This window comes from Lagierella massiliensis (assembly GCF_001407835.1).
GTDB classification, from domain to species: domain Bacteria; phylum Bacillota; class Clostridia; order Tissierellales; family Peptoniphilaceae; genus Mediannikoviicoccus; species Mediannikoviicoccus massiliensis.
In genome coordinates this window covers 784,143-806,776 of record NZ_CYUO01000005.1, presented here as the reverse complement: position 1 = coordinate 806,776, position 22,634 = coordinate 784,143, and the positions used below count along the sequence as shown (strand labels likewise).

At 29.4% G+C, this 22,634-nt stretch carries 21 protein-coding genes; 1 reads left to right on the top strand and 20 read right to left on the bottom strand.

From position 1 onward, the window contains the following. Positions 1-42: 42 nt before the first annotated feature. The gene (gene rodA, locus BN2746_RS07460) at positions 43-1,149 is read left to right on the top strand and encodes a rod shape-determining protein RodA (RefSeq protein ID WP_055079157.1); all 1,107 of its coding nucleotides are present in this window, start codon (positions 43-45) and stop codon (positions 1,147-1,149) included. A 52-nt stretch (positions 1,150-1,201) separates the two neighbouring features. Here the strand turns inward: rodA and BN2746_RS07455 are convergent, their stop codons facing one another. The 20 genes from BN2746_RS07455 to pyrH all read right to left on the bottom strand — a co-directional run bounded on the left by BN2746_RS07455 (position 1,202) and on the right by pyrH (position 22,607). Beyond that, the gene (locus tag BN2746_RS07455) at positions 1,202-1,795 is read right to left on the bottom strand and encodes a peptidylprolyl isomerase (protein WP_055079156.1); all 594 of its coding nucleotides are present in this window, start codon (positions 1,793-1,795) and stop codon (positions 1,202-1,204) included. Positions 1,796-1,798: 3 nt separating this feature from the next. Further along, positions 1,799-2,506: a response regulator transcription factor gene (locus BN2746_RS07450; protein WP_055079155.1), complete on the bottom strand. Its 708-nt coding sequence runs from the start codon at positions 2,504-2,506 to the stop codon at positions 1,799-1,801. Between the two features lie 17 nt (positions 2,507-2,523). Continuing rightward, a complete protein-coding gene (gene selD, locus BN2746_RS07445) occupies positions 2,524-3,567 on the bottom strand; it encodes a selenide, water dikinase SelD (RefSeq protein ID WP_082420232.1) in 1,044 nt (347 codons plus the stop codon). A gap of 13 nt (positions 3,568-3,580) precedes the next feature. Beyond that, the gene (locus BN2746_RS07440) at positions 3,581-4,165 is read right to left on the bottom strand and encodes a helix-hairpin-helix domain-containing protein (protein ID WP_055079153.1); all 585 of its coding nucleotides are present in this window, start codon (positions 4,163-4,165) and stop codon (positions 3,581-3,583) included. Positions 4,166-4,359: 194 nt separating this feature from the next. Next, positions 4,360-5,829 carry a C40 family peptidase gene (locus BN2746_RS07435; RefSeq protein WP_055079152.1) on the bottom strand — a complete coding sequence of 490 codons (1,470 nt, stop codon included), beginning with the start codon at positions 5,827-5,829 and terminating at the stop codon, positions 4,360-4,362. Between the two features lie 182 nt (positions 5,830-6,011). Next, on the bottom strand, positions 6,012-7,340 hold the full coding sequence (locus BN2746_RS07430) for a L,D-transpeptidase family protein (RefSeq protein WP_055079151.1): 1,329 nt from the start codon (positions 7,338-7,340) through the stop codon (positions 6,012-6,014). Beyond that, a complete protein-coding gene (locus tag BN2746_RS07425; RefSeq protein ID WP_055079150.1) occupies positions 7,337-8,158 on the bottom strand; it encodes a pyruvate, water dikinase regulatory protein in 822 nt (273 codons plus the stop codon). The genes BN2746_RS07430 and BN2746_RS07425 overlap by 4 nt, the downstream gene beginning before the upstream one ends. Further along, positions 8,148-9,677: a glycine--tRNA ligase subunit beta gene (locus BN2746_RS07420; protein WP_055079149.1), complete on the bottom strand. Its 1,530-nt coding sequence runs from the start codon at positions 9,675-9,677 to the stop codon at positions 8,148-8,150. Before BN2746_RS07420 ends, BN2746_RS07425 begins: the two co-directional genes overlap by 11 nt. 2 nt (positions 9,678-9,679) lie before the next feature. Then, the gene (recO, locus tag BN2746_RS07415; protein ID WP_055079148.1) at positions 9,680-10,408 is read right to left on the bottom strand and encodes a DNA repair protein RecO; all 729 of its coding nucleotides are present in this window, start codon (positions 10,406-10,408) and stop codon (positions 9,680-9,682) included. Continuing rightward, on the bottom strand, positions 10,408-11,292 hold the full coding sequence (gene era, locus BN2746_RS07410; RefSeq protein ID WP_055079147.1) for a GTPase Era: 885 nt from the start codon (positions 11,290-11,292) through the stop codon (positions 10,408-10,410). Before era ends, recO begins: the two co-directional genes overlap by 1 nt. Positions 11,293-11,302: 10 nt before the next feature. Further along, positions 11,303-12,031 (bottom strand): diacylglycerol kinase, encoded by a 729-nt coding sequence (locus BN2746_RS07405; RefSeq protein ID WP_055079146.1) that lies wholly within the window; start codon positions 12,029-12,031, stop codon positions 11,303-11,305. After that, positions 12,021-12,482, bottom strand: coding sequence for an rRNA maturation RNase YbeY (ybeY, locus tag BN2746_RS07400; protein WP_055079145.1), 462 nt, complete (start codon positions 12,480-12,482; stop codon positions 12,021-12,023). The genes BN2746_RS07405 and ybeY overlap by 11 nt, the downstream gene beginning before the upstream one ends. After that, the gene (locus tag BN2746_RS07395) at positions 12,463-13,452 is read right to left on the bottom strand and encodes a PhoH family protein (RefSeq protein ID WP_231718338.1); all 990 of its coding nucleotides are present in this window, start codon (positions 13,450-13,452) and stop codon (positions 12,463-12,465) included. The genes ybeY and BN2746_RS07395 overlap by 20 nt, the downstream gene beginning before the upstream one ends. Positions 13,453-13,519: 67 nt before the next feature. Next, a complete protein-coding gene (locus BN2746_RS07390) occupies positions 13,520-17,755 on the bottom strand; it encodes a PolC-type DNA polymerase III (RefSeq protein ID WP_055079144.1) in 4,236 nt (1,411 codons plus the stop codon). Between the two features lie 2 nt (positions 17,756-17,757). Next, positions 17,758-18,804, bottom strand: coding sequence for a flavodoxin-dependent (E)-4-hydroxy-3-methylbut-2-enyl-diphosphate synthase (gene ispG, locus BN2746_RS07385; protein ID WP_055079143.1), 1,047 nt, complete (start codon positions 18,802-18,804; stop codon positions 17,758-17,760). Positions 18,805-18,814: 10 nt separating this feature from the next. Next, a complete protein-coding gene (gene rseP / locus BN2746_RS07380) occupies positions 18,815-19,819 on the bottom strand; it encodes an RIP metalloprotease RseP (protein ID WP_055079142.1) in 1,005 nt (334 codons plus the stop codon). Positions 19,820-19,829: 10 nt separating this feature from the next. After that, positions 19,830-20,606, bottom strand: a complete 777-nt coding sequence (locus BN2746_RS07375) for a phosphatidate cytidylyltransferase (protein WP_055079141.1) — start codon at positions 20,604-20,606, stop codon at positions 19,830-19,832. Beyond that, positions 20,606-21,325 (bottom strand): isoprenyl transferase, encoded by a 720-nt coding sequence (locus BN2746_RS07370; protein WP_055079140.1) that lies wholly within the window; start codon positions 21,323-21,325, stop codon positions 20,606-20,608. The genes BN2746_RS07375 and BN2746_RS07370 overlap by 1 nt, the downstream gene beginning before the upstream one ends. A 9-nt stretch (positions 21,326-21,334) precedes the next feature. Further along, complete coding sequence (gene frr / locus BN2746_RS07365; RefSeq protein ID WP_055079139.1) at positions 21,335-21,892, bottom strand: ribosome recycling factor; 558 nt, start codon at positions 21,890-21,892, stop codon at positions 21,335-21,337. 1 nt (position 21,893) lies between these two features. Then, positions 21,894-22,607, bottom strand: coding sequence for a UMP kinase (gene pyrH / locus BN2746_RS07360; protein WP_055079138.1), 714 nt, complete (start codon positions 22,605-22,607; stop codon positions 21,894-21,896). Positions 22,608-22,634: the final 27 nt, after the last annotated feature.

Sequence of the window (22,634 nt, the reverse complement as noted above, 5' to 3'; positions counted from 1 at the left end):
AAGAACTAACATTTCTGTGGTATAATTGCAATAGGTGATTTTATGTTCAATATACGGAAAAAAAATTTTGGTAAGCTTGATTTAAAGCTATTTTTAATATTATCTGCACTTGTTGTTTTTGGTTTAATTGTTCTATTCAGTGCAACAAGAACCCTTAACAATAAAACAATTCTGTCCCAGGTCATAGCTACAGTTATAGGTTTTTTATTTATGGCTTTAGTAGTCTGTATTGATACCGACTTTATAAAAAAATTTTATATACCAATTTATGCAATTTGTAATATTCTTTTATTTATGGTTTTAATTTTTGGAACAGGTAAAGAACAATGGGGTTCAAACAGTTGGATAGTTATAGGCTCCATTAGGTTTCAACCTGCAGAATTTGTAAAAATCGGATTTATATTATCTTTTGCAAGGTATCTGGAAATAAACAAAAAAAATTTAAGTAAACCTAAAACATTTTTAAAAGTTATTGCTTTTGGGGGTTTCCCTATACTCTTAATACTTTTGCAACCAGATGCTGGTACTGCATTTGTATTCATATTTATAATGGCAATTATGTTATTTATAGCAGGTTTAGATTTAAAATATTTTTTAGGCGCTTTGGGGTTGTTAATTATAAGTTCACCGATACTTTATAGCAGACTTGAACCATTTCAAAAGAAGAGAATATTAACATTTTTAAACCCTGAACACGACATTTCCGACTCAAGTTATCAAGCACTACAAGGAAGAATTGCCATAGGATCAGGAAAGTTTTTTGGTAAAGGTTATATGAAAGGAACTCAAAGTCAATTTAATTTTATCCCTGAAAAACAAACAGATTATATTTTTCCTGTACTTGTAGAAGAATTTGGTTTTATAGGGGGTTTCGCAGTAATAATACTATATCTACTATTACTTTATAGACTTGTTATCCTTGCTGAAAATAGAAAAGACTCCTTTTCCAAACTTGTTATTATGGGTCTATCGGCAATGTTTCTATTCCATATATTTGAAAATATAGGTATGACACTTGGTGTAATGCCTGTAACTGGTATTCCACTTCCATTTTTTAGCTACGGTGGAACATATCAATTAATCAATTTAATGGCAGTTGGAATTGTTTTTTCTGTTTCAATTCAAAAAGAAGCACTTTCTTTCGAGTAAATTTAAAAATACCCTTTCACCATTTTTTGGTAAATAGGGTATTTTTTTAATTTTATTGTAATATTTCGATTGTTTCAATTATACAATCATTTAATGGTTTATCCATGTTATCAGTTTTTGTACGTTCAATGGACTCTACTACGTCCATGCCTTCAATAACTTGACCGAATACAGTATGCTTAAAATCAAGCCAAAAAGTTCCCCCATCTTTTTCATATCTATCAATGACTTCTTTTGAATACATACTACTGTTGCTACTTCTTAATTGATCAATATAATCTTTTTCAACTTCTCTCTTAGTTACAATGAAAAACTGACTGGAGTTTGTATTTGGACCTTTGTTGGCCATTGAAATAGCTCCTCTAAAGTTTCTTAAATCATTTGAAAATTCATCGTTAAAGTCACTTCCCCAAATACTTTCTCCACCCATTCCAGTACCTGTAGGATCACCTGTTTGAATCATAAAATCTTCTATTACCCTGTGGAAAATTACTCCATCATAGTAACCTTTTTTAGAAAGTTCTACAAAATTTTCGCAGGTTTTAGGTGCCAAATCTGGAAATAAAATAATTTTTATATCCCCCTTATTCGTCTTTATAACAGCATTAATATTTTTATCATTTTCTATATCAAATTGTCTAAACATAATCTACTCCTCAAGATTTCCAAAAAAGTATCCCTTTCCCCATTTAGTACGAATTACGTGGCCTTCTATATCATCTATTTTTTCTCTAAGTCTTTTGATATGAACGTCAACAGTTCTTAGATGACCTTCATAGTTATCTCCCCAAATTTCCTTTGCAATAGTTACTCTTGAATAAACTACTCCTGGATTTGAAACCAGAATGAAAAATATATCGAATTCCTTACCAGTTAAATCTATATCTTCCCCATTTATTTTGACTCTACGTCCAACTATATTAAACTCGTAATTTGCAAAAGTAATAACATTATCTTTGTCGAGACCATCATTATTTTTATTAATCCCTTTATGAGTTCTTCTTAGAACTGCTCTTATTCTCGCTTTCAACTCCAAAACATTAAATGGATATACTACATAGTCATCTGCTCCATATTCAAGAGCTAAAACTTTTTGAATATCATCATTAATACTTGTAACGAATATTGTTGGAACATCTTTTACATCGTTCATTTTCTTTTTGAGTTCTAATCCGTTTCCATCCATATAATGCATATCAAGAAGCACAATATCAAAATCCTTATTTTGAAATATCCTTAGAGTTTCATGCACAGTGTCAGCATAGGTAATATGATAATTTGAATCTTCCTTAAAATTGTAAAGAATACTCTCTCTATAGCTTGATTCGGAAAAAGAAATCAAAATATTTATATCCATTGTACACCTCATTTTTCTTAGACAAGAATCAAAGACTTGTCGTTAAATTTCTCCACTTCTCCAATAATAGCTGATTCAATATTATTTTTATTTAACTCAACGACTAATTCGTTGGCAAAATTCTCTGGTAAACTAAATAGAAGTCCTCCTGAAGTTTGTGGGTCAAAAATAATATCTGCATTTTTATTATCATTTAAAACTCTAATTTTATCACCTATAAAACTTTTATTTTGATAAGCTCCCTCAGGAATAAGACCAAGATTAAACATCTCAATAGTTCCATCAATGATAGGAATTTCGTCAAAATGAAGTTTTATTGTTTTATTACTTCCTTCAGCCATTTCTAAAAGATGACCTGCAAGTCCAAAGCCTGTAATATCTGTACAACTATTAATAGGATATTTTACCGCTATATCTTTAGCATATTTATTTAATAAGGACATGTATTTGATTATATTTTTTTCAAGATTATCATCTATGATTCCGCCTTTAAAAGCAGTATTTAAAATACCTGTTCCTATAGGTTTTGTAATAATTAAAACATCTTTTTCTTTGCAGTTGGAATTTGCCCAAACCTTATCAGGATGTACAGTTCCTGTAACTGAAAGTCCAAACTTCGGTTCATCATCCTGTACTGTATGACCACCTACTAATAAACAGTTAGCTTCACTAACTTTTTCAGCTCCACCTTTTAAAACTTCTGATAGTATTGAAGGATCTAAACAAGCTGGAAAGCATACAATATTTAGTGCTATTAGAGGATCTCCTCCCATAGCATATACATCTGAAAGACTATTAGCAGCAGCAATACGTCCATAATTGTATGGATCATCTACTATAGGAGTGAAAAAATCAAGTGTTTGGATAAGTGCCACATCATCATTTATCTTATAAACTGCAGCATCATCAGAAGTTTCTATTCCTACTAATAGATTTTCATCTCTTATATCTTCTTTAGGTAGTTTACGCAAAACTTGCGCCAAGACATCTGGTCCAAATTTTGCCGCTCACCCTGAAGTTTTTGCATATTGTGTTAGTTTTACATCTATATTTTTACTCATAATACCTCCAAATCTAATAAACAGAAATTAAGTCTTTAAGTTTTTCATAGGTTTTATCACCTATTCCAGAAATATTTTTTATATCTTCAATCTTAGAAAATCCTTTACTCTCCCTGAATCTTATTATCTCATCAGCTTTGCCATCTCCAATTCCTGGAAGAGTTTTTAATTCATCTTTAGTTGCTGTATTAATATTAATTTTCCCTGTAGAGTTTGAAATTTTAGATTCATTAGAAATGTTATTTGATAAATTGTCCTCTTTAGATGGAATATATATCTTCATTTCATCTTCAAGTTTTTTCGCTAAATTAACATCTTTTAAAAAGGCTTTATCAGTAGCACCACCTGCAAGTTGAAGTGCATCATTTATCCTATCATTGTTAGTAAGTTTATATATACCCGGATTTACTACTTCCCCATCTATATGGACATAAACATCTTGCGTTTTATTATCAGTTTCTTCCATATTAGTATTTGCAAAATGTAGCATATCCTCTTGTATCTCTTGATCTGAGCTATCTGATTTGTAAAACCCAAAACCTGTAAGAGCTATAATAAGAATGATTATAATTAATTTATCTTTATTTGCTTTTAACATATTTACCCCTCTTTATAGTAACACTAACAACATAAAATATCTACAAAAGTTACAAAGTTTTAAAAAAATACGAGAAATATTACTATATTTTAATTTAAAAGCTTAGTAATCGTTTTTTTTGAAGAATTAGAAATAATTGGATGATAAAGATAAAATTTGAAATAAAAAAAGATGGGCAATAACCCATCTGTGTACTAATCTAAAATTCTTCTGGCTGTTATAAAATTATTCACATAATAATTAGTATTTATATCCGTTATTATAACCCCTTCTGAAGGTGTTGAAGCGTGAATCATTTTTCCATCTCCAACATATAATCCAACGTGTGTGATTCTATTTCCTCCAAAGGTTGAGAAGAACAATAAATCTCCTGCTTTTAAATTATCTCTGCTTACATTGTAACCATTTGAAGCCTGATCTCTCGAAGTTCTATTAAGTGTTACTCCAGCATGTGTTCTATATAAATAATATACAAGTCCTGAGCAGTCAAAACCAACTGAAGGATCTGCAGAAGCATATACGTATCTGTAACCTAAGAATTTATATGCATCATTAACTATACTATTAATTGAAGAATTTGTGCTAACATTATCTTTATTAGTATTTTCTTCTTGCTTAGGTTCTTCAGGCTTAACTTCTTCTACTTTGATTTCTTTATCTGATATGTAAGATTTAGCTACATATCCTGTCAATGAATTGTAATTAACTTTAACCCAACCATTTGACTCTGTTCCTGAAACTTTTGTTCCCTTAGGTATAACAGTAAGTATTTTTGTATCTGTACCTTGACCTTCTCTAAGATTTAAATTTGAAGTTAACCATCCTTCTATTGTTTTTATAGGCTCTTTAACTTCTGGTTTTTGAGTCTTTGGTTCTTCAACTTTTGGTTCTTCATTTATTTCATTTTGTTTATCTTCAACTTTTACTTTTTTATTTGATATATAGTCATGTGAAATGTAAGCTGTTTTACCTTCATGAGTTATCTTTACCCAACCATTTGATTCTGTCCCTGAAACTTCAGAGCCTACAGATAAAACTCCAACTATATTATTTTTATCTATAACAGCTGATGATCTAACATTTAGATTTTTAGTAACATATCCTTTAACAGGAAGTTCTATTATTTTAGATTCATCTGTTTCTATGGTAGGAGCTACTATTTCTTTATCAGTATCTGAAAGAGTGTTTCCTGAAACAACTGGAACTTCAGATTCTAATTTTTCTTCAGGTTTTGATTCTTCTACCTTTTTAGAATCTTCAACAACATTTTCAGTTTTAACTTCTTCTTTAGATACTGAACTAAGCTCTACATCATCTTTAACTTCTTTTGCTTGTACTTTGATTTCTTGTACTTTATTTTCATTTTCTTCTTTATTATTTACATAATTTACAGAAACAGTATTTTTTTCTACTTTAGAATTTTCTAAACTATCAATGTACTCTGTCTTTTCTTCAGAATCTTCAAAATCTTTAGAATCTTCAGAAATTGTATTCGTATTAATATCTTTTGAATAATTTACAGTTTTTCTAATTGTTGAAATTGATTCAACATATGTTTCAGGTTTTTCTGATATAAGTCCTTTTATGGTTTCTTTCGAATATACTGTTCCTGAAAGTATAATTACTGAAGCTAAACTAAAAGCTCCAAGTCTTTTTTTGTTCATAATATATTTTCCTCCCAAAAAAACTACTACAATAATAGTAAATGAACTTTTCAAAGATGTCAACAAAAGTTACAGAATAGTTACAAAAATCTTACAAAATTATTACAAAAAAGTAAAATATTTAAGGATTATAATGCATTTCTACAAAATAGCATATTAAAAGCTACTTTAAAAAGTAGCCTTTAATAAATGATAACAGGAGTTCCCATCTCTGTATTGTCATAGATTAATCTCATTGATTTAAGAGGTGTATTTATACATCCATGGCTTCCTGCCCAAAGGTATCTTCTTCCTCCAAATGAACTTTGCCAATAAGCGTCGTGAATTCCGACTCCAGTATAATCTACTTGCATCCAATAATTAACCCAACTTTCATAGTCTGTACCATCAGCATTTTTTCCTCTTAGATACCTATCCCTATTTTTAATCCAAACCTTCCAAACACCTCTTGGTGTATTATATTTTCCATTAGGTAGTCCTGTTACAATAGGAGTATCTGCAATTACTTCTCCATTTTTGTAATAGACCATTCTTTGATCTGAAATAGATATTTCAATATAGGTGTTCCCGATTTCTCCATTATTAATGGCCTCACTGGAATAGACTATAGGAATTTTGTTATCTGCATCAGTGGTTAAACCATTATAAATTGCATCTGTAGTTTTATCTCTATTGATTTGAACACCAAAGTTTCCTCCAGAAACTTTTATTTTATTTCCACTAAATGTTGTAAAATCTCTTTCTGCCCTTAGATTATCATATTTAGATTTTAATTCCATTACAAAATCTTTTACTTTATCTTTTGATACTTCATAAGTTTTTTCATCAACAAACTTCTCATAGTCAGTAACAGGCTCTTCTTTTCCATCTTGCAAAACTAATACTATATTTTTATCTGCTAATTTGGTTAAAGATTCATACTTTGGTTTTAAATCTTTTTCATATACCTTTGGCATAATATAATATTCTTTATCAAGTTTTAGCTCATCCTCAAAGCTTAAAAACGTGTTTTCTATTCCTTTTAATAATTTCTCAACATCAAGCTTACTTCCTTCAATCTCTTTATTAAGAACATATTTTCCATTTTCAAATATTATATTTGCATCTACTGGCTCAACTTGATTTTTTATTAAATTTGAATTATTTAGCCATTTTTGTAAATTATCAGTGTTTATTTCTCTAATCAATTTGTTTTTATATACATGCGTCTTAAATATTTGAATAGGCCATAGATATTCTCTTTGATCTACTACGAGTTCTTTTTCCCAATCTGATTTGAAACCAAGTTTTTTTGGATTAAGAGTAAACCCTTTACCATCTTTGTCTTCTATTGTTATATTTTGAAATCTACTGTTTTCAAACACTTCATTGATTTTTTTAATAGGGACTTCCTCTCCATTTACTACAGTACCTGGATAGGTATAATTAGAAAAAATATAAACTCCACTAAAATAAATAGCAATAAAAGTTAATAAAATAACAAGCGTTAAAATAGTTTTTCGTTTTTTCAATTAATTTCTCCTGTATTTAGTGATTCAAAATTTGAGACAATTTCAACAGAAGTCTCTTCAATCGTCTTATTAGTAACATCTATTACTTTGCATCCAATTTTTCTATATAGCTCAAATGCATAGTTTAGCTCTTCATCTATTCTATCATTAGAACTATATTCTGCAAAAGAATTTATTCCAAGTGATTCTAACCTTTTCTGTCTAATTTCATTTAATTTCTTTTTGTCGATAATAAGACCAAATATCTTTTTAGGGTTCACTTTAAATAACTCCATTGGAGGTTCTATTTCAGGAACTAATGATATATTACAAACTTTATAATTTTTAAAAGCTAAATTCAACGATAAAGGTGTTTTTGATGTTCTTGATATACCAATTAAAACTATATCTGACAGTTCTATTCCCCTAATATCCTTTCCATCGTCATATTTCATGGCAAATTCTACAGCACTAATTTTATTGAAATAGTCTTCCCCCATCTGATGGGAAAGAGCAACTTTTCTTTTTGCTTCTTGATTAAAAAATTTTTCAGCAGCTGTTAATGGAGCTTCAAATAAATCTACGAATAAAAAATTATTTTCGTTGCATTTACTTTGCAGGTACTTTAATAATTCTCTATCAACAATAGTAGAGTATATTAAATTATCACCTTTTAAGTCTTTAAATATCTTATCAATTTCTTCTTTAGATAGTATATTATGAAATTTAACGACATTTAAATCTTCAATATCAAAATGAACTTTTATTGCGTCTGTAACACTTGAAGCAGTCTCTCCTGTAGAGTCTGAAATAATTATTATATTTTTATTATTTGTCATATGAATCACCTTTTAATAAGTTTTCATATGCTTCCAACAAATTATTTGGATGCTCTTCAATTAGTTTATCAATTCTGCAATAGTCCTTGTAATCTCTTATTACATCTTCTCTAAATTTAAATATTATAAATTGATAAATATCTTTTTTCAATTCATCTGTATCTAAAACCAAATCACCGTTCTTAATATATAAATATAAGCAGTCATCTATCAATCTGGATATGTTCAAATTCCATTTTTCATGTAGAATAAGTTTTATGATTGCTGAAGCATATCTTCTTATTTCAGATGTTTGATACTCTGAAATATTATCGTTTATTCGAGAAAATATAAAGTAATTTGTTATTTCATCCAATTTATCTGCTAAACTTAGAACTTTTGCAGTAGTAGATTTTGGTATATTGTCATGGAAAAATCTTGGTTTATAATGATCTACAACTGCATTAGAAATAATATCATTATTCCCTATCTCTTTAGAATATAAATATCCAATAACTCCTTTTAATTGTGGATATGATTTTACAATATCTGTAGTTAAATCAAATTTTGCAATTTCAGAAACTTTATTTAAATTTTCTTCTGTTTCATCTCCAACTAATAAATATTCTCCTATTATTACGGATAAATCTTTTATTCTAATTGTCTTATCAAATAAAGTACCAACTCTATCTTTTAATGTCATCTCTTCCATATTTTTATAGTAGTATGAGTAGTCTTTTTCAAGAACTTTATTCCAATTATTTAAAACTATTTCTATTTCATCGTCAATTTCCTTAATTAAGTCCTTGATAAAATGTTCATCATCTTTTCTATTTTTCTCAATACATAAAATATAATATGGCATAAGTTGACCTCTATCAGTAAAAATAGGTACAACATTACAAATATCCATTAATATAGAACATATAAGTTCCTTTGGGTATTTTAAAATTTTCTGATCAAAGGATGCTACTATTGGATGAGGCATATTATATTCAGCGATAAATTTTTCTAAAAGATAATCTATTTCTGTAATCTGTCCTCCATGTTCTTTTGCGATTTTATTAGCAGCTTGTGTAAAATATTCTTTTCTTTTTTCACTTTCAAATATTATATTATTTTCTGCTAATTCATCCTTATATGATTCAATACTATTAATCTTAAAAAATTCTACTTCGTCATTACTATTACATAAATTTAAATCAGAAAAATTTAAAATCTTATCATCTACTATTCCTTGAATCCAAATAATATAGTCCCATAAATTATTTGAATATTTAAGACCTTTGATAGGAATATAAATATTATTTAATGTTTTAATAATAAAATTAACCAAAGATTCCTCTACATAATCTTGGTTTATAAATCTAAAATTAATTAAAATTCTATTTTTACTATAGTTAATATTAAGATTAGAGTAGGATATACTTGAATCTTTAAGTCTCTTTCTAATTGACTCGTAAATTGAATTTACAGCAATATCATAAAGACTATATGACAATCCATCTATTCCTATCTCTATTAATAATTCATTACTCATTATTACCTTCCTAATTCTGTAGTTAAATAATAAACAGAATTCAATTTTGATATTTCAAATATATTTAAAACTGTTTTTAATATCGTTCTCAATAAAAAATATCCATCTTCAAATTTAATATCAGGAATTTCATCAAACTTTGCAAAAAGCAAGTTCCTAATTAGAATACATTGATTATAATCCAAAACAACTGTAGGAATATCTAAAACTGGTTTTAGACAAATACTTCCCTCATTTATATTATAATAATAATTTCTTTGTTTAACCAGTTCTCCTTCTGAAAAATCAAAAGTTGTTCTATATCCTGTTATTGCTAATAATTTTAGCATATAAGCAATTGTTAGTAAATTTTCATTTCCTTTTTTAGATAAATAACTTAAATAAGATGAAGTTAAATCATAAATCCTTTCATCTGGTATAAGTTTAGGAAAAATCTTACTTAACACTTCTAAAACAATATTTCCTAATACAGTTTTGTTCTTGTTTTTAATTATTCCATAATTGGAAGATATTATATCACTTTCTTTTAAGAAAGATATTTCTTGATTTAAATAAATACTAACATAATGTTCTGAAAATATATCCATTAAATTAACTGTTGATTTCATACCCTTTGAACTAATATTCAAGTCAATCTTTCCAAAATCCCTACTAAAGCAATTTAATATCTGTGAATTTTCTCTTATTTTAAAATGATTTAATATTATTATTTTAGTTTTTTTTATCTCCATTAGATATATCCAAAAGTTTGTAACCTGTTTATATTATTTCTCCAATCAGGATCTATTTTAACCCACAATCTTAGATTTACTTGTGCTTCTAAGAAAGTTTCCATGTCTTGTCTTGCTGTCATACCTATTTTTTTTATCATTTCGCCACCTTTTCCAATTACTATGCCTTTATGGCTTTTTTTTTCAACTAAAATAGTGGCTTCTATATCATAGAGTTCTCTATCTTCACGTTTCTTAAACTTATTGATTTCCACATTAATACCATGAGGAACTTCTTCTTGTAAGAACAATAATGATTTTTCTCTAACTATTTCTGCACATATTGACCTTACACTCTGATCTGTAATTTCTTCTTCATCGTAATATTTAGGACCTTCTGGTAACATTTTATAAATATTTTCAAAATATTCTTCAATATTTCTTCCAGTAAGTGCAGAAATTGGTAAAATCACATCAAAAATCCCAAATTCACCAAAAGTTTTTATTATCTCTTGAGTTCTTTCTTCAGATATTATATCTGTTTTATTAATTAAAAGAACAATCGGTTTTTCCTCTTCCTTTAATTTCGAAATTATAAATTTTTCGTTTTCTCCAATCACGCCTGAATTATCTACGATATATGTTATTATATCCACATCTTTAAATGCAGATGTAGCTGAGTCTAACATAAATTCCCCTAACTTATTTTTAGGCTTTTGTATGCCAGGAGTATCTATAAATATGCACTGCATTCTATCATCTGTATATATGAATTTAATATTATTTCTTGTTGTCTGTGGTCTACTTGAGACAATGGAAATTCTCTCCCCTATTATTCTATTTAAAAATGTTGATTTACCAACATTAGACCTACCTATTATTGAAACAAATCCAGATTTAAACATTTTGCCTCCATTAAATTATAAATATAACTTTAAAAAGTAATGTTGCTATTAAAGTTCCAAGTATAGCTCCAAATATAACATCTGACAGATAATGAATCTTTGCTTCAACTCTTGACTCTGAAACAAGTAAAGCCAGTAGTAATGCAAGTACTGTGACTAATGAGTTCTGTGATAAAAAAATTATAATCATTGCCAAGCAAAATGCAATTGCAGAATGTCCGCTAACTGTTCCACCTTTTAAATGTGTTCCTCTGTCTTTATAAAAATAAGATTTGAAGAGTAATGTTGCCAATATTACAATAACAAGTGCTATAAATGTCAAATGTATTGGTGAGTTCTGAATCTTAAAAATTGCAATATTTGTAAATGGAACTATCCTATCATAAAAAATAAAATATCCCACAAAAACAGAATTCAAAGCAGATATCAAAACGGCACCCGCTCCTACATCCTTTGCAATCTTCGCCCTTGGTTCATAATATTCATAGAGAAGGTCCACCACATTTTCGATAGTGGTATTAATCATCTCAGCAAATAGTACAAAGCTTATAGTTATACACAATATTGCCATCTCAACTCTTGACAAGTCAAAAAAGAGACTTAATATTGCAACAAGTATCGCCATCCAAATATGTCTTTTAAAGTTGCCTTCATTTTTAAATGTATATATGATTCCATCTATTGCATGATTAAAACTCTCTATCAAATCTTTGTTTTTAAAAATATTCCTATCCTTCATTTCGAAATATTCCTATTCTCTTTAAAGCTTCTTTTTCTTTTTTTCTCATTAAAACTTTATCATCTTCATCTATATGATCATAACCAAGTAGATGAAACATTGAATGTACAAAAAGATATACCAGTTCTCTCTCAAAAGAATGTCCAAATTCTTCTGACTGTTCCTTTGCTCTTTTTAAACAAATTACAACATCTCCTAAAATAACTGGAATTCCTTCAATATGGTAGTTCATTTCTGTAGGAAATGATAACACATCTGTAACATTGTCTTTATCTCTATAATCTCTATTTAGTTGTTTTATTTCCTCATCATTTACAAAAGAAACAGAAATTTCTACTTCGTCATTTATATTTTCCATTTCCAAAATGACTTTTGAAGCATCTTCAAAGTCCTTGAATATCGATTTAGGTATATCAAACTCAACGTCTCTATTATCTATCAGAATTGTCATTTTTTTTCGCTGCCTTGTTGTTTTCATATGCATTTATAATTTTTTGAACAAGTGGATGTCTTACAACATCTGTAGTTTCAAATTTCATAAATTCAATTCCTTTAATGCCTTTAAGTATTTGAGAAGCATTTTTAAGTCCTGATGATTTCCCTCTTGGTAAATCTATTTGAGTAATATCTCCAGTTATAATTGCCTTTGAGCCATATCCAATCCTGGTTAAGAACATCTTCATCTGCTCATTGGTAGTATTTTGGGCTTCATCTAACACTATATACGCATTATCTAAAGTCCTACCTCTCATATATGCCAAGGGTGCAACTTCTATAAGACCTCTTTCAACAAGCTTGTTATATTGATCATATCCTAAAATATCAAAAAGAGAGTCATATATTGGTCTTAGATATGGATCTATCTTCTCTTGTAAATCTCCAGGCAAAAATCCTAAACTCTCCCCTGCTTCAACTGCAGGTCTTGTAAGTATTATTCTTTCAACTTCTTGATTTTTAAAAGCTTTAATTGCCATAGCCATTGCAAGATATGTTTTACCTGTACCTGCAGGTCCTACTCCAAAAACTATATCATTGTGCTCAATCAATTCAACATATCTCTTTTGTCCGAGAGTTTTTGGTTTAATAGGCTTACCTCTGTAGTTGTGAATAATCACACTATCTAATACACCATTTATATCAGGTGCTTTACCACTTTTAATTCTATTTATAGAATATCTAATCTGTTGTTCCGTCAATTTTTTATTTCTATTAAAATCTTCATAAAGATTTTTTATAAGTTCTGTAGCTGCCATTACATAATCTTTTTCGCCTTTTATAGTCAAACCTTTTTCATTAAGACTTACAATAACTTTGAATTCATCTTGAATTATATTTGCATTATATTCAAAATTATCAAAAAGTTCTGAAATAAAATCTTGATCTTCTGTTAAAATATCTTCTACAAATTCTACGTTAATCACTCCCTATCATCTTCTAAATTATAACATATTAATCAGGAAAGAAAAAAAGGCATTAAATTAATAATGCCTAAAATAAACTAATTTGATTTGATTCTGATAAACCTGATAAGGTTCCATGTTCTTTAAGAGCTTGAACCGCAACTTTATTAATTCCAGTTCTATTTATTAAATCTTGAATAGAAATAAAATCTCCATTTTTTAATTCATTGTAAATTGAAATTGAATGAGCATCAGAAACACCCTCTAAAGCTCTAAATGGAGGAATAATTGAACCCTTTTTGTTATATTTAAATGAAAGATCTGATGAACTTTTAAAATCTACTTGCTCCATTTCAATTCCTCTACAATACATCTCTTCGGCAAGTTCAAGCACTGTCAAAATGTTTTTTTCTTTTGCAGTTGCGGAATATCCCTTTTGTTTTATATTCTCCATCTCATCTCTAATCGACTCAAGTCCTCCATATACTATCTGACCAGGGAAGGAATCAATTTTCGTTGTGAAATAGGTACAATAAAACGCTTCTGGATAGTGAACTTTAAAATACGCAATTCTATAGCTCATTAGCACATATGCCACAGCATGAGCCTTTGGAAACAGGTACTTAATCTTTTTACACGAGTCAATATACCATTCAGGTACATTAAAGGACCTCATATAATCTAAAGTTTCATCAGTAAGGATTTTATTTTTTCTGACAATCTCCATAATTGTAAAAGCTCTTTTTTTCTCAAGTCCCATTTGAATGAGGTATGTCATAATATCATCTCTTGTTGAAATTACATTCTTAAGAGTTGTAACTCCCTGTCTTACTAAGTCCTGTGCATTGTTTGTCCACACATCTGTGCCATGGGAAAGTCCCGATATCCTAAATAGTTCAGTCATTGTAGTAGGTTTTGTCTCAACGAGCATTTGCCTTACAAAATTCGTACCAAATTCAGGTATACCCATACTTCCTATATCCGTTGTCTCATAGGGTTTAACCATTTTTAATGCTTCAGTAGAATTAAAAATACTCATAGTTTCATCGTCATCAAAAGGAACTTCTAATGGATCTACCCCTGTCAGATCCTCTAAATGTCTTATTATTGAAGGGACATCATGCCCAAGTAAGTCAAGTTTTAATATCCTACCAGATATGGCTTTATAGTTAAAGTGAGTTGTAATAATATCACTTTCCATATCATCTGCAGGATGTTGAATTGGACAAAAATCATAAATTTCCTTATCTTTTGGAACTATCATAACCCCACCAGGATGCTGTCCAGAAGTTCTTTTTATTCCAACAAGTTTCTTTTGTAATCTTTTTATTTCAGCTTCTGGCAAATCTATATCTTTTGTTTCCAAAAACTTTTTAATATATCCATAAGCTGTATTTTCTGCAATCGTTCCAATTGTACCAGCTCTAAATACATTTTTTTCTCCAAAGAGTTCTTCTGTGTATTTGTGACAAGTTGGTTGATATTCTCCAGCAAAGTTTAAATCTATATCTGGTTCTTTATCTCCTTCAAAACCTAAAAAAACTTCAAATGGTATATTATGTCCATCTCTTACAAGCTCTTCTCCACACACTGGACATTTCTTTCGCGGTAGATCAAGACCTGAACCTATATTTATGTCATCAATAAACTTTGAGTATTTACATTCAGGACATCTATAATGTGGAAGAAGTGGATTAACTTCTGTAATATCTGCCATTGTAGCTGCAAAAGATGAACCTACAGAACCTCTTGAACCTACTAAATATCCATCATCATTTGATTTTTTTACAAGTTTTTGAGCAATTATATATAATACTGCATACCCATTAGATATTATTGAACCAAGTTCCCTATCAAGTCTCTGTTTAACATAATCTGGAAGAGGGTCTCCATACATAGACTTAGCTTTACTATAAGTCATATTCTTAAGAGTCTCATCTGATCCTTCTATAACAGGTGGATACGTTCCATCTGGTATAGGTTTAAACTCTTCGATTTGATCTGCAATTTTATAAGTATTTTCTATTACAATTTCTTTTTTTAACGCTTCTGGTAAGAAATTAAATTCTTTTAGCATCTCTTCTGTAGTTCTAAAATAGAGTGTAGGATATTTTTCTATTCTTCCTCTTTTAAAAAATGGTTGAGACATCTGAACAATACTTCTTAAAATATAGTCTTTAGGTTCAAAGTAGTGACATGCACTTGTAGCTACTACAGTTTTCCCATTTGATTTTGCCATTGAAATTATTTTATTTATTATATTTATAACTTCTTCCATTGACTCTATTTTTCCATCTTCAACTAAATGTCTATAGTTTAATGGAGGTTGAACTTCTATAAAATCGAATTTTTTTATTATATTATTGATATGTTCATCTGGATACCCACTTATGATGCTTTGAAAAAGTTCCCCTTGGTAATTTCCAGAACCAATAATTAGTCCTTCTTTGTATTTTTCAAGTAAACTCTCTGGAATCCCTGGAGCACGATTAAAATATTCCATTGAAGAAATGGAAATCAATCTATATAGATTCTTAAGACCAGTCAAATTCTTTGCATATATAACTGTATTGTATTCTTCGTTTTTAAATTTCGGCCATGTTGTTTTTATCTCATTTAAATCTTTTATTGAATTTAGATCTTTAACTATATCTTCTTGCAACGCTTTTAAAAATATTTCAGCAGTTGCCATTGCATCATCACAGGCTCTATGATGACTTTCCAAAGATACCCCTAAAAACTTAGAAATTGTATCAAGTTTATGGTTTTTTAAATCAGGGTATACACCTCTACATAGAGCTAATGTATCTAAATAGGCATTTTTAAATGGTATATTAAGCCTTCTACAGTTTTCACGAATAAAACCTATGTCAAACTCTGCATTATGTGCAACTAAAGTTGAATCTCCAACAAATTCCATAAATCCTGGTAAAACCTCTTCAACCTTCGCTTGTCCCATAAGCATATCATCTGTAATATTTGTTAGTTCAACTATCTTTTGTGGTAATTGCTGGTTTGGATTGATAAATTCATTGTATTTTTCTACAATCTTTCCATTTTTTATTTTAACTGCCCCAATTTCGATGATTTTGTCATTTATTTTTGAAAAACCTGTGGTTTCAATATCGAAAACCACAAATGAATTTTCATTAAAATTAGAATTAAAATCTGTAATTATGCGCAAATTATCTTTTAATATAATACCTTCTATTCCATATAGCGGTTTAATATTAGTATTTTTAGTACATTCATAAAAAGAAGGATAGCCTTGAGCAACACCTCTATCTGTAATACCTACTGCGCTATAACCCCAAGAGTCAAGTTCAGTTATTAGTTCATCAATTTTAATATAGCCTTCTATAGCCGAAAATTGACTAAGTAAATGAAGTTCAACTCTTTTTTCAACTGCATTATCTTTTCTCTTATTTACAGTATGAGGTTCTATAGAGTTAACATTTATTATATTACAACGTGAAAAATTATCGTATGTGTACTTTCCTTCAACTTTTACACATTTACCTGGTTTAATCAAATCTGAGTACTCTTCAAATTTATCATTTTTAAAAAAAGTTTTGCAAGTAACAGAAGATGTCCCATCATATATATCATATGTTAATATTATATACTGCTCATTCTTTGTTATAATCTTGTCGCATAATTGAACTTCTCCAGCAACGCAAACAAAGTCCCAATTTTCACCTAAATCAGATATTTTTATTATTTCCGATTTTATTTTCCTACCGAATTTTTCCTTTTTGTCGGTCTGTATATTTTCGTTTTCCTTAGATTCAACTTTGTCTATAGTAACAACAGCATCTTGAGCTTTTTTCTTTTCTTCGCTTTTTAACTTTTCAATATATTCATCCTTACTTATACTGTCAGACTCATAAGACATACTCAAGTTTTTTATAGAATATTTTTTATCATTTAAAAATTCAAAAGTTTTATTTTTTAATTCTTCAATAATATATTCTTTATCTGATTTTTCTAAACTTATATTTAATGTCTCATTTATACAAAATATTTTTATTTCCTCTTTTTTAAAACCTTTGTCAATTAAAAATGAAGTACACTCTTTACAGATATCTCCTGTATCAATTTCTGTTTCAATAGAATCTATGAAGTTTAAATTTATATCTTCTATCCCGATTAAAATATCATTGAAAAAGTCTCTAATATTCTCTTTACAACTTTCATCCACTAAACCTTTGATAGAAATTGAAACTCTATCAAAAGTTTTAGAATATTCTATTGAATCTATCGTTACATCCTCTTCAACATAAAAATTATATTTGAATCGGTCTCTAAGTTCTACAAATTTCATAACTACATCTTCTCAATTTCATTCATAAGTTCATCTAATAGGAATTCTTCAGAAACTTTTTTTATTATCTTTCCCTTTTTGAAAATAAGTCCCTCTCCATTTCCTCCAGTTATTCCTATATCTGCTTCTTTTGCCTCTCCTGGCCCATTAACAACACATCCCATTATTGCTACAGTAATGTTTTTATCAACTGCTTTAAGTCTTTCTTCCGCTTCTTCAACAATCTTTATAAGGTCGATATTTGTTCTTGCGCAAGTTGGACAAGAAACTATATTAACTCCCTCTGTCCTAAGTTTCAAAGATTTTAAAATCTCTTTACCAACGATTACTTCTTCCTCTGGAGGAGCTGTTAGTGAAACTCTTATGGTATCTCCAATACCTTGACTTAAAAGGGAACCTATTCCAACTGCTGATTTTATAATTCCAGTTGACTTTGGTCCTGCCTCCGTTATTCCCACATGTAGTGGATAGTTTGTTAGTTCAGAAATCTTTTTATATGATTCTATTGTCATATTAACATCGCTTGATTTTAAAGCCAGTTTCATGTTATAAAATCCAAGGGATTCTAAAAACTCCACTTGTTCAAGACAGCTATAAACAAGGGAATCTGAATTTACTCCACCATATTTATCTATAAACTTTTGGCTAATACTTCCAGAATTAACTCCCACTCTTATTGGAACGTTATACTCTTTGCAAAAGTTCACAACTTCTCTAACTCTTTCTTTATTTCCAATATTTCCTGGATTAATTCTTAAACAATCCACTCCGTTTTTGACAGCTTCAATGGCCAGCCTATAATCAAATTGAATATCTCCAATTATTGGGATATGAATTTGTCTTTTTATTATAGGAATAGCCTTTGCGTCATCAATATTATTAATGGCTGACCTTATAATGTCACATCCACACCTTTCAAGAGAAATTATTTGATTAACTGTGCTTTCTATATCTCTCGTTATGGTGTTAGTCATCGATTGAACAGTAATAGGTGATGTTCCTCCTACCGGTACATCACCTACATAAATTTGTTTCGTATTTTTTCTCATTTAATTCTCCTTAAAAAAGTGCAACTATATCTTTAAAAGTTACAATTATAATAAGTCCTATAAGTATTATAAAACCTACTAAATTAAGAATCCCTTCTTTATCTGCTGGTAGTTTTTTTCCTGTAATCATCTCTATTAATATTAAAACTGCTCTTCCTCCATCAAGTGCAGGAAATGGCATTATATTAAATACACCTAAATTTATTGACAATAATGCTATAAAAGATAAAAATGTTACAAAGCCAGACTTAAATGAACTTCCTATTGCTTTTACAACACCAACAGGACCGCTTATTTCTTTCATAGATAGCTTTCCTGTTATTAGTTGCCCAAATCCTCTTAATATGGCTGTAAAGTAAAATGCAAAGTCTTTAAAACCATTTACAATCCCCCGAACAATTGAAGCATTGGAAAGATTATAAACTTTTCCATGAGTTATTCCAATTCTATAGGCACCTTTAGAATCTTTTTCTGGAACAACTGTAAAGTCTTTTCTATCTTTTCCTCTAACAACAGTTATTTTCATGTCTTTCCCTTGTGAATTTTCTATTGCTTCTGTGATTTCAAGAGAGTTGTCAACTTTTTTATCCAGTATACTTACTATTCTATCATTTGGTTTTAAACCTGCTATATCTGCAGGACTTCCCTTTACTACATCAACAATATTATAAGAAGAAAATGTATTTAAAACTATTAAAATTAAAAGTCCAAGAATGAAGTTCATTATTACACCTGCAACTATTACTAAAAATCTTTTTGTCGCTGGTGCATTGTCAAATGCTCTTGGGTCAGTTGACTCCCCATCTTCTCCTTCAATTGAAACATACCCTCCAAATGGAATAGCTCTCAAAGTGTAATCTATATCATTTTTCTTCTTTTGAAGTATTTTTGGACCCATTCCTATAGAGAATTCATTTACTCTAATTCCTGATTTAACTGCCATATAAAAATGTCCCAACTCATGTATAAATATTACAATGAGAAATACTATCAAAGATGAAATAATTGTTACCATGTTACCTCCTCTAATAAAACATTAGATATATCATATAAATAAATGGTGCTGTGAAAAGCACGGAATCAAATCTATCAAGAACACCACCATGCCCTAAAAATACATATCCATAATCTTTTGTATTTGAAAGTCTTTTAAACTTAGATGCACATAGGTCCCCAAGTTGTGCAACTATCGAGCCTATAAATCCCGCTAATAACAAAGTGATGTGATTGTCTAATTTCATAAAATATGCATATAAAAAAGTTAATATTAAGGTTCCAACAACTCCTCCTATTGAACCTTCAATTGTTTTCTTTGGACTCACCTTCTCAGCAAGTTTATGTTTACCGAATAGATTTCCTGCTATATATGCAAAAGTATCTGTACCCCAAGCACTTATATATATTAACCACACTAAGTCACTCTTTGCAAGCAAGAGTATTCTACTTAGTGAAAGTGGAATATATATCATTGTAAACACCTGTAAAAATAAAGAATTTATTTCTAATTTTTCTTTAAATGTTAAAATAAACATCAGTATTGCTGAAAATAAAATAATAATATTTCCTTCATGTTTATTAAACCCTAAATAATTTATAGTAATAAGTACAATTGCAAATATTATTCCCAAATATAGGTTTGGCCTATAATTTAATTTTTCCATAGCATTATAAAATTCATATACACCAACTATGGAGAGGAATAATATAAATAAAAATAATAAAATTCCACCTTGCATCGTGGAACCTATTAAAACAAATAGTAAAAATATACCAGTTAAGGTTCTTAAAGCCAAATTATTCATTATATTCCTCCAAAACGTCTATTTCTACTTTGAAAATCATATATAGCTTTATATAATTCTTCTTCATGAAAATCAGGCCACAAAGTGTCACAAAAATAAAGTTCAGCATATGCTACTTGATATAACATAAAATTACTTAACCTCTTTTCCCCTCCTGGACGAATCAATAAATCCAAATCCGGCTGGGATTTTGTATAAAGAAAATCTTTAAAACTTTCTTCAGTAAGTTCATTTACATCATAGGAGTTGTTGACAATATTTTCAACAGCTCTTATTATTTCACTTCTACTTCCATAGTTTAAACCTAAATTTAGAACCATACCTGTATTTTCTTTAGTTGTTTCGCAAGCTTTCTCAATAGCTTGTCTTGACTTGTTTGGAAGTTTAGAAATATCTCCTATGGTCTTTACAATAACATTATTATCTGAAAGCCTCTTTAATTGCGAATCAACATAAATTATCAAAAGATCCATTAGGGCACTTACTTCTTCTGTAGGCCTTTTCCAGTTCTCAGTAGAAAAAGCATATAGAGAAAGATATTTTATTCCAAGGTTAGAAGAAGACTCTACTATATCAACAACCCTTTTCATACCCTCTCTATGCCCTGCAACCCTTGGCATAAATCTTTTCTTAGCCCATCTTCCATTTCCATCAAGTATTATCCCAACATGTTCAGGTATTCTATTTAAATCTAATTTATCAAGCAAACTTGTTGCCATCAATTTCTCCTATATTTCCATCAATTCTGCTTCTTTATTCTTTGCTATCTTATCAATTTCTTCAGTAAACTTATCTGTTGTCTTTTGAATGTCTTCTTCAGCATTTCTTAATTCATCTTCTGAAATTTCAGAATTTTTTTCCATTTTCTTTACCCTGTCCATAGCATCTCTTCTTTGGTTTCTTATAGCTACCTTAGCCTTTTCACCATATTCTTTAACAAGCTTAGCCAAATCTTTTCTTCTCTCTTCTGTTAGAGCAGGGAATGGAAGTCTAATAATCTTTCCATCATTTGAAGGTGTTATACCTAAATTTGATTTTAAAATAGCTTTTTCAATTTCTCCAAGTACAGAGTTATCCCATGGTTGAATTGTAAGTAATCTTGCTTCCGCAACGTTTATTGTCGCTACTTGATTAATTGGAGTCATTGTTCCATAATACTCAACTGAAATATTATCAAGCAATGAAGGATTAGCTCTTCCTGCTCTAATATTCTTCAATTCTTCTTGATAAGATACTATGCTTTTTTTCATATCCTTTTCTAATTCTTTAATTACATCTGTATACATACTATTCTCCTTTTACAATTGTTCCAATATTTTCGCCTTTAGCAACTTTAACAAGATTTTCTGGTTCATCAATACCGAATACAACTACAGGTATATCGTTGTCCATGCAAAGTGAAGTTGCTGTAGAGTCCATTATACCTAAGCCTTGATTTATAATTTCTATATAGTTAAGTTTGTCGTACTTAACCGCATCATCAAACTTGTTAGGATCTTTATTATAAATACCATCTGTACCTGTCTTTCCCAATAAGATTGCATCAGCTTTTATTTCAGCAGCCCTTAAAGCAGATGTTGTGTCAGTTGAGAAAAATGGAAGACCTGAGCCACCACCGAAGATTACTATTCTACCTTTCTCAATATGTCTCATAGCCTTTCTTCTAATATATGGTTCAGCTACTTCTTGCATAGCTATAGCAGTTTGAACTCTTGTTTCGATTCCTAAGTTTTCTAAACTTGCTTGTAGTCTAAGAGCATTTATAACTGTTCCTAACATTCCCATGTTATCTGAAGTAGGTCTGTCAATATTTTCTGAAGATCTACCTCTCCAGAAATTTCCTCCTCCAACTACAATAGCTATTTCCATTCCTATCTCATGAACTTCTTTAATAGCATTACAAATATTTTCTATTACTTTATCATCAAGACCATGACCTTTGCCTCCTGATAAAGCTTCTCCACTAAGTTTTATTATTACTCTTTTAAAAGCAAGTCCCAAAATCAAACCTCCAAAACTTTATATTCT

Excerpts from the sequence above, each read along its gene's own strand:
- ybeY (WP_055079145.1), bottom strand. The coding sequence starts at position 12,482 with ATGACAATTCTGATAGATAATAGAGACGTTGAGTTTGATATACCTAAA.
- recO (WP_055079148.1), bottom strand. The coding sequence starts at position 10,408 with ATGGAGATAAAAAAAACTAAAATAATAATATTAAATCATTTTAAAATA.
- BN2746_RS07370 (WP_055079140.1), bottom strand. The coding sequence starts at position 21,325 with ATGGCAACAAGTTTGCTTGATAAATTAGATTTAAATAGAATACCTGAA.
- BN2746_RS07455 (WP_055079156.1), bottom strand. The coding sequence starts at position 1,795 with ATGTTTAGACAATTTGATATAGAAAATGATAAAAATATTAATGCTGTT.
- BN2746_RS07450 (WP_055079155.1), bottom strand. The coding sequence starts at position 2,506 with ATGGATATAAATATTTTGATTTCTTTTTCCGAATCAAGCTATAGAGAG.
- ispG (WP_055079143.1), bottom strand. The coding sequence starts at position 18,804 with ATGAGAAAAAATACGAAACAAATTTATGTAGGTGATGTACCGGTAGGA.
- rseP (WP_055079142.1), bottom strand. The coding sequence starts at position 19,819 with ATGGTAACAATTATTTCATCTTTGATAGTATTTCTCATTGTAATATTT.
- BN2746_RS07375 (WP_055079141.1), bottom strand. The coding sequence starts at position 20,606 with ATGAATAATTTGGCTTTAAGAACCTTAACTGGTATATTTTTACTATTT.
- BN2746_RS07420 (WP_055079149.1), bottom strand. The coding sequence starts at position 9,677 with ATGAGTAATGAATTATTAATAGAGATAGGAATAGATGGATTGTCATAT.
- BN2746_RS07405 (WP_055079146.1), bottom strand. The coding sequence starts at position 12,031 with ATGAAGGATAGGAATATTTTTAAAAACAAAGATTTGATAGAGAGTTTT.
- BN2746_RS07440 (WP_055079153.1), bottom strand. The coding sequence starts at position 4,165 with ATGTTAAAAGCAAATAAAGATAAATTAATTATAATCATTCTTATTATA.
- frr (WP_055079139.1), bottom strand. The coding sequence starts at position 21,892 with ATGTATACAGATGTAATTAAAGAATTAGAAAAGGATATGAAAAAAAGC.
- era (WP_055079147.1), bottom strand. The coding sequence starts at position 11,292 with ATGTTTAAATCTGGATTTGTTTCAATAATAGGTAGGTCTAATGTTGGT.
- rodA (WP_055079157.1), top strand. The coding sequence starts at position 43 with ATGTTCAATATACGGAAAAAAAATTTTGGTAAGCTTGATTTAAAGCTA.
- BN2746_RS07435 (WP_055079152.1), bottom strand. The coding sequence starts at position 5,829 with ATGAACAAAAAAAGACTTGGAGCTTTTAGTTTAGCTTCAGTAATTATA.
- BN2746_RS07425 (WP_055079150.1), bottom strand. The coding sequence starts at position 8,158 with ATGACAAATAATAAAAATATAATAATTATTTCAGACTCTACAGGAGAG.
- BN2746_RS07390 (WP_055079144.1), bottom strand. The coding sequence starts at position 17,755 with ATGAAATTTGTAGAACTTAGAGACCGATTCAAATATAATTTTTATGTT.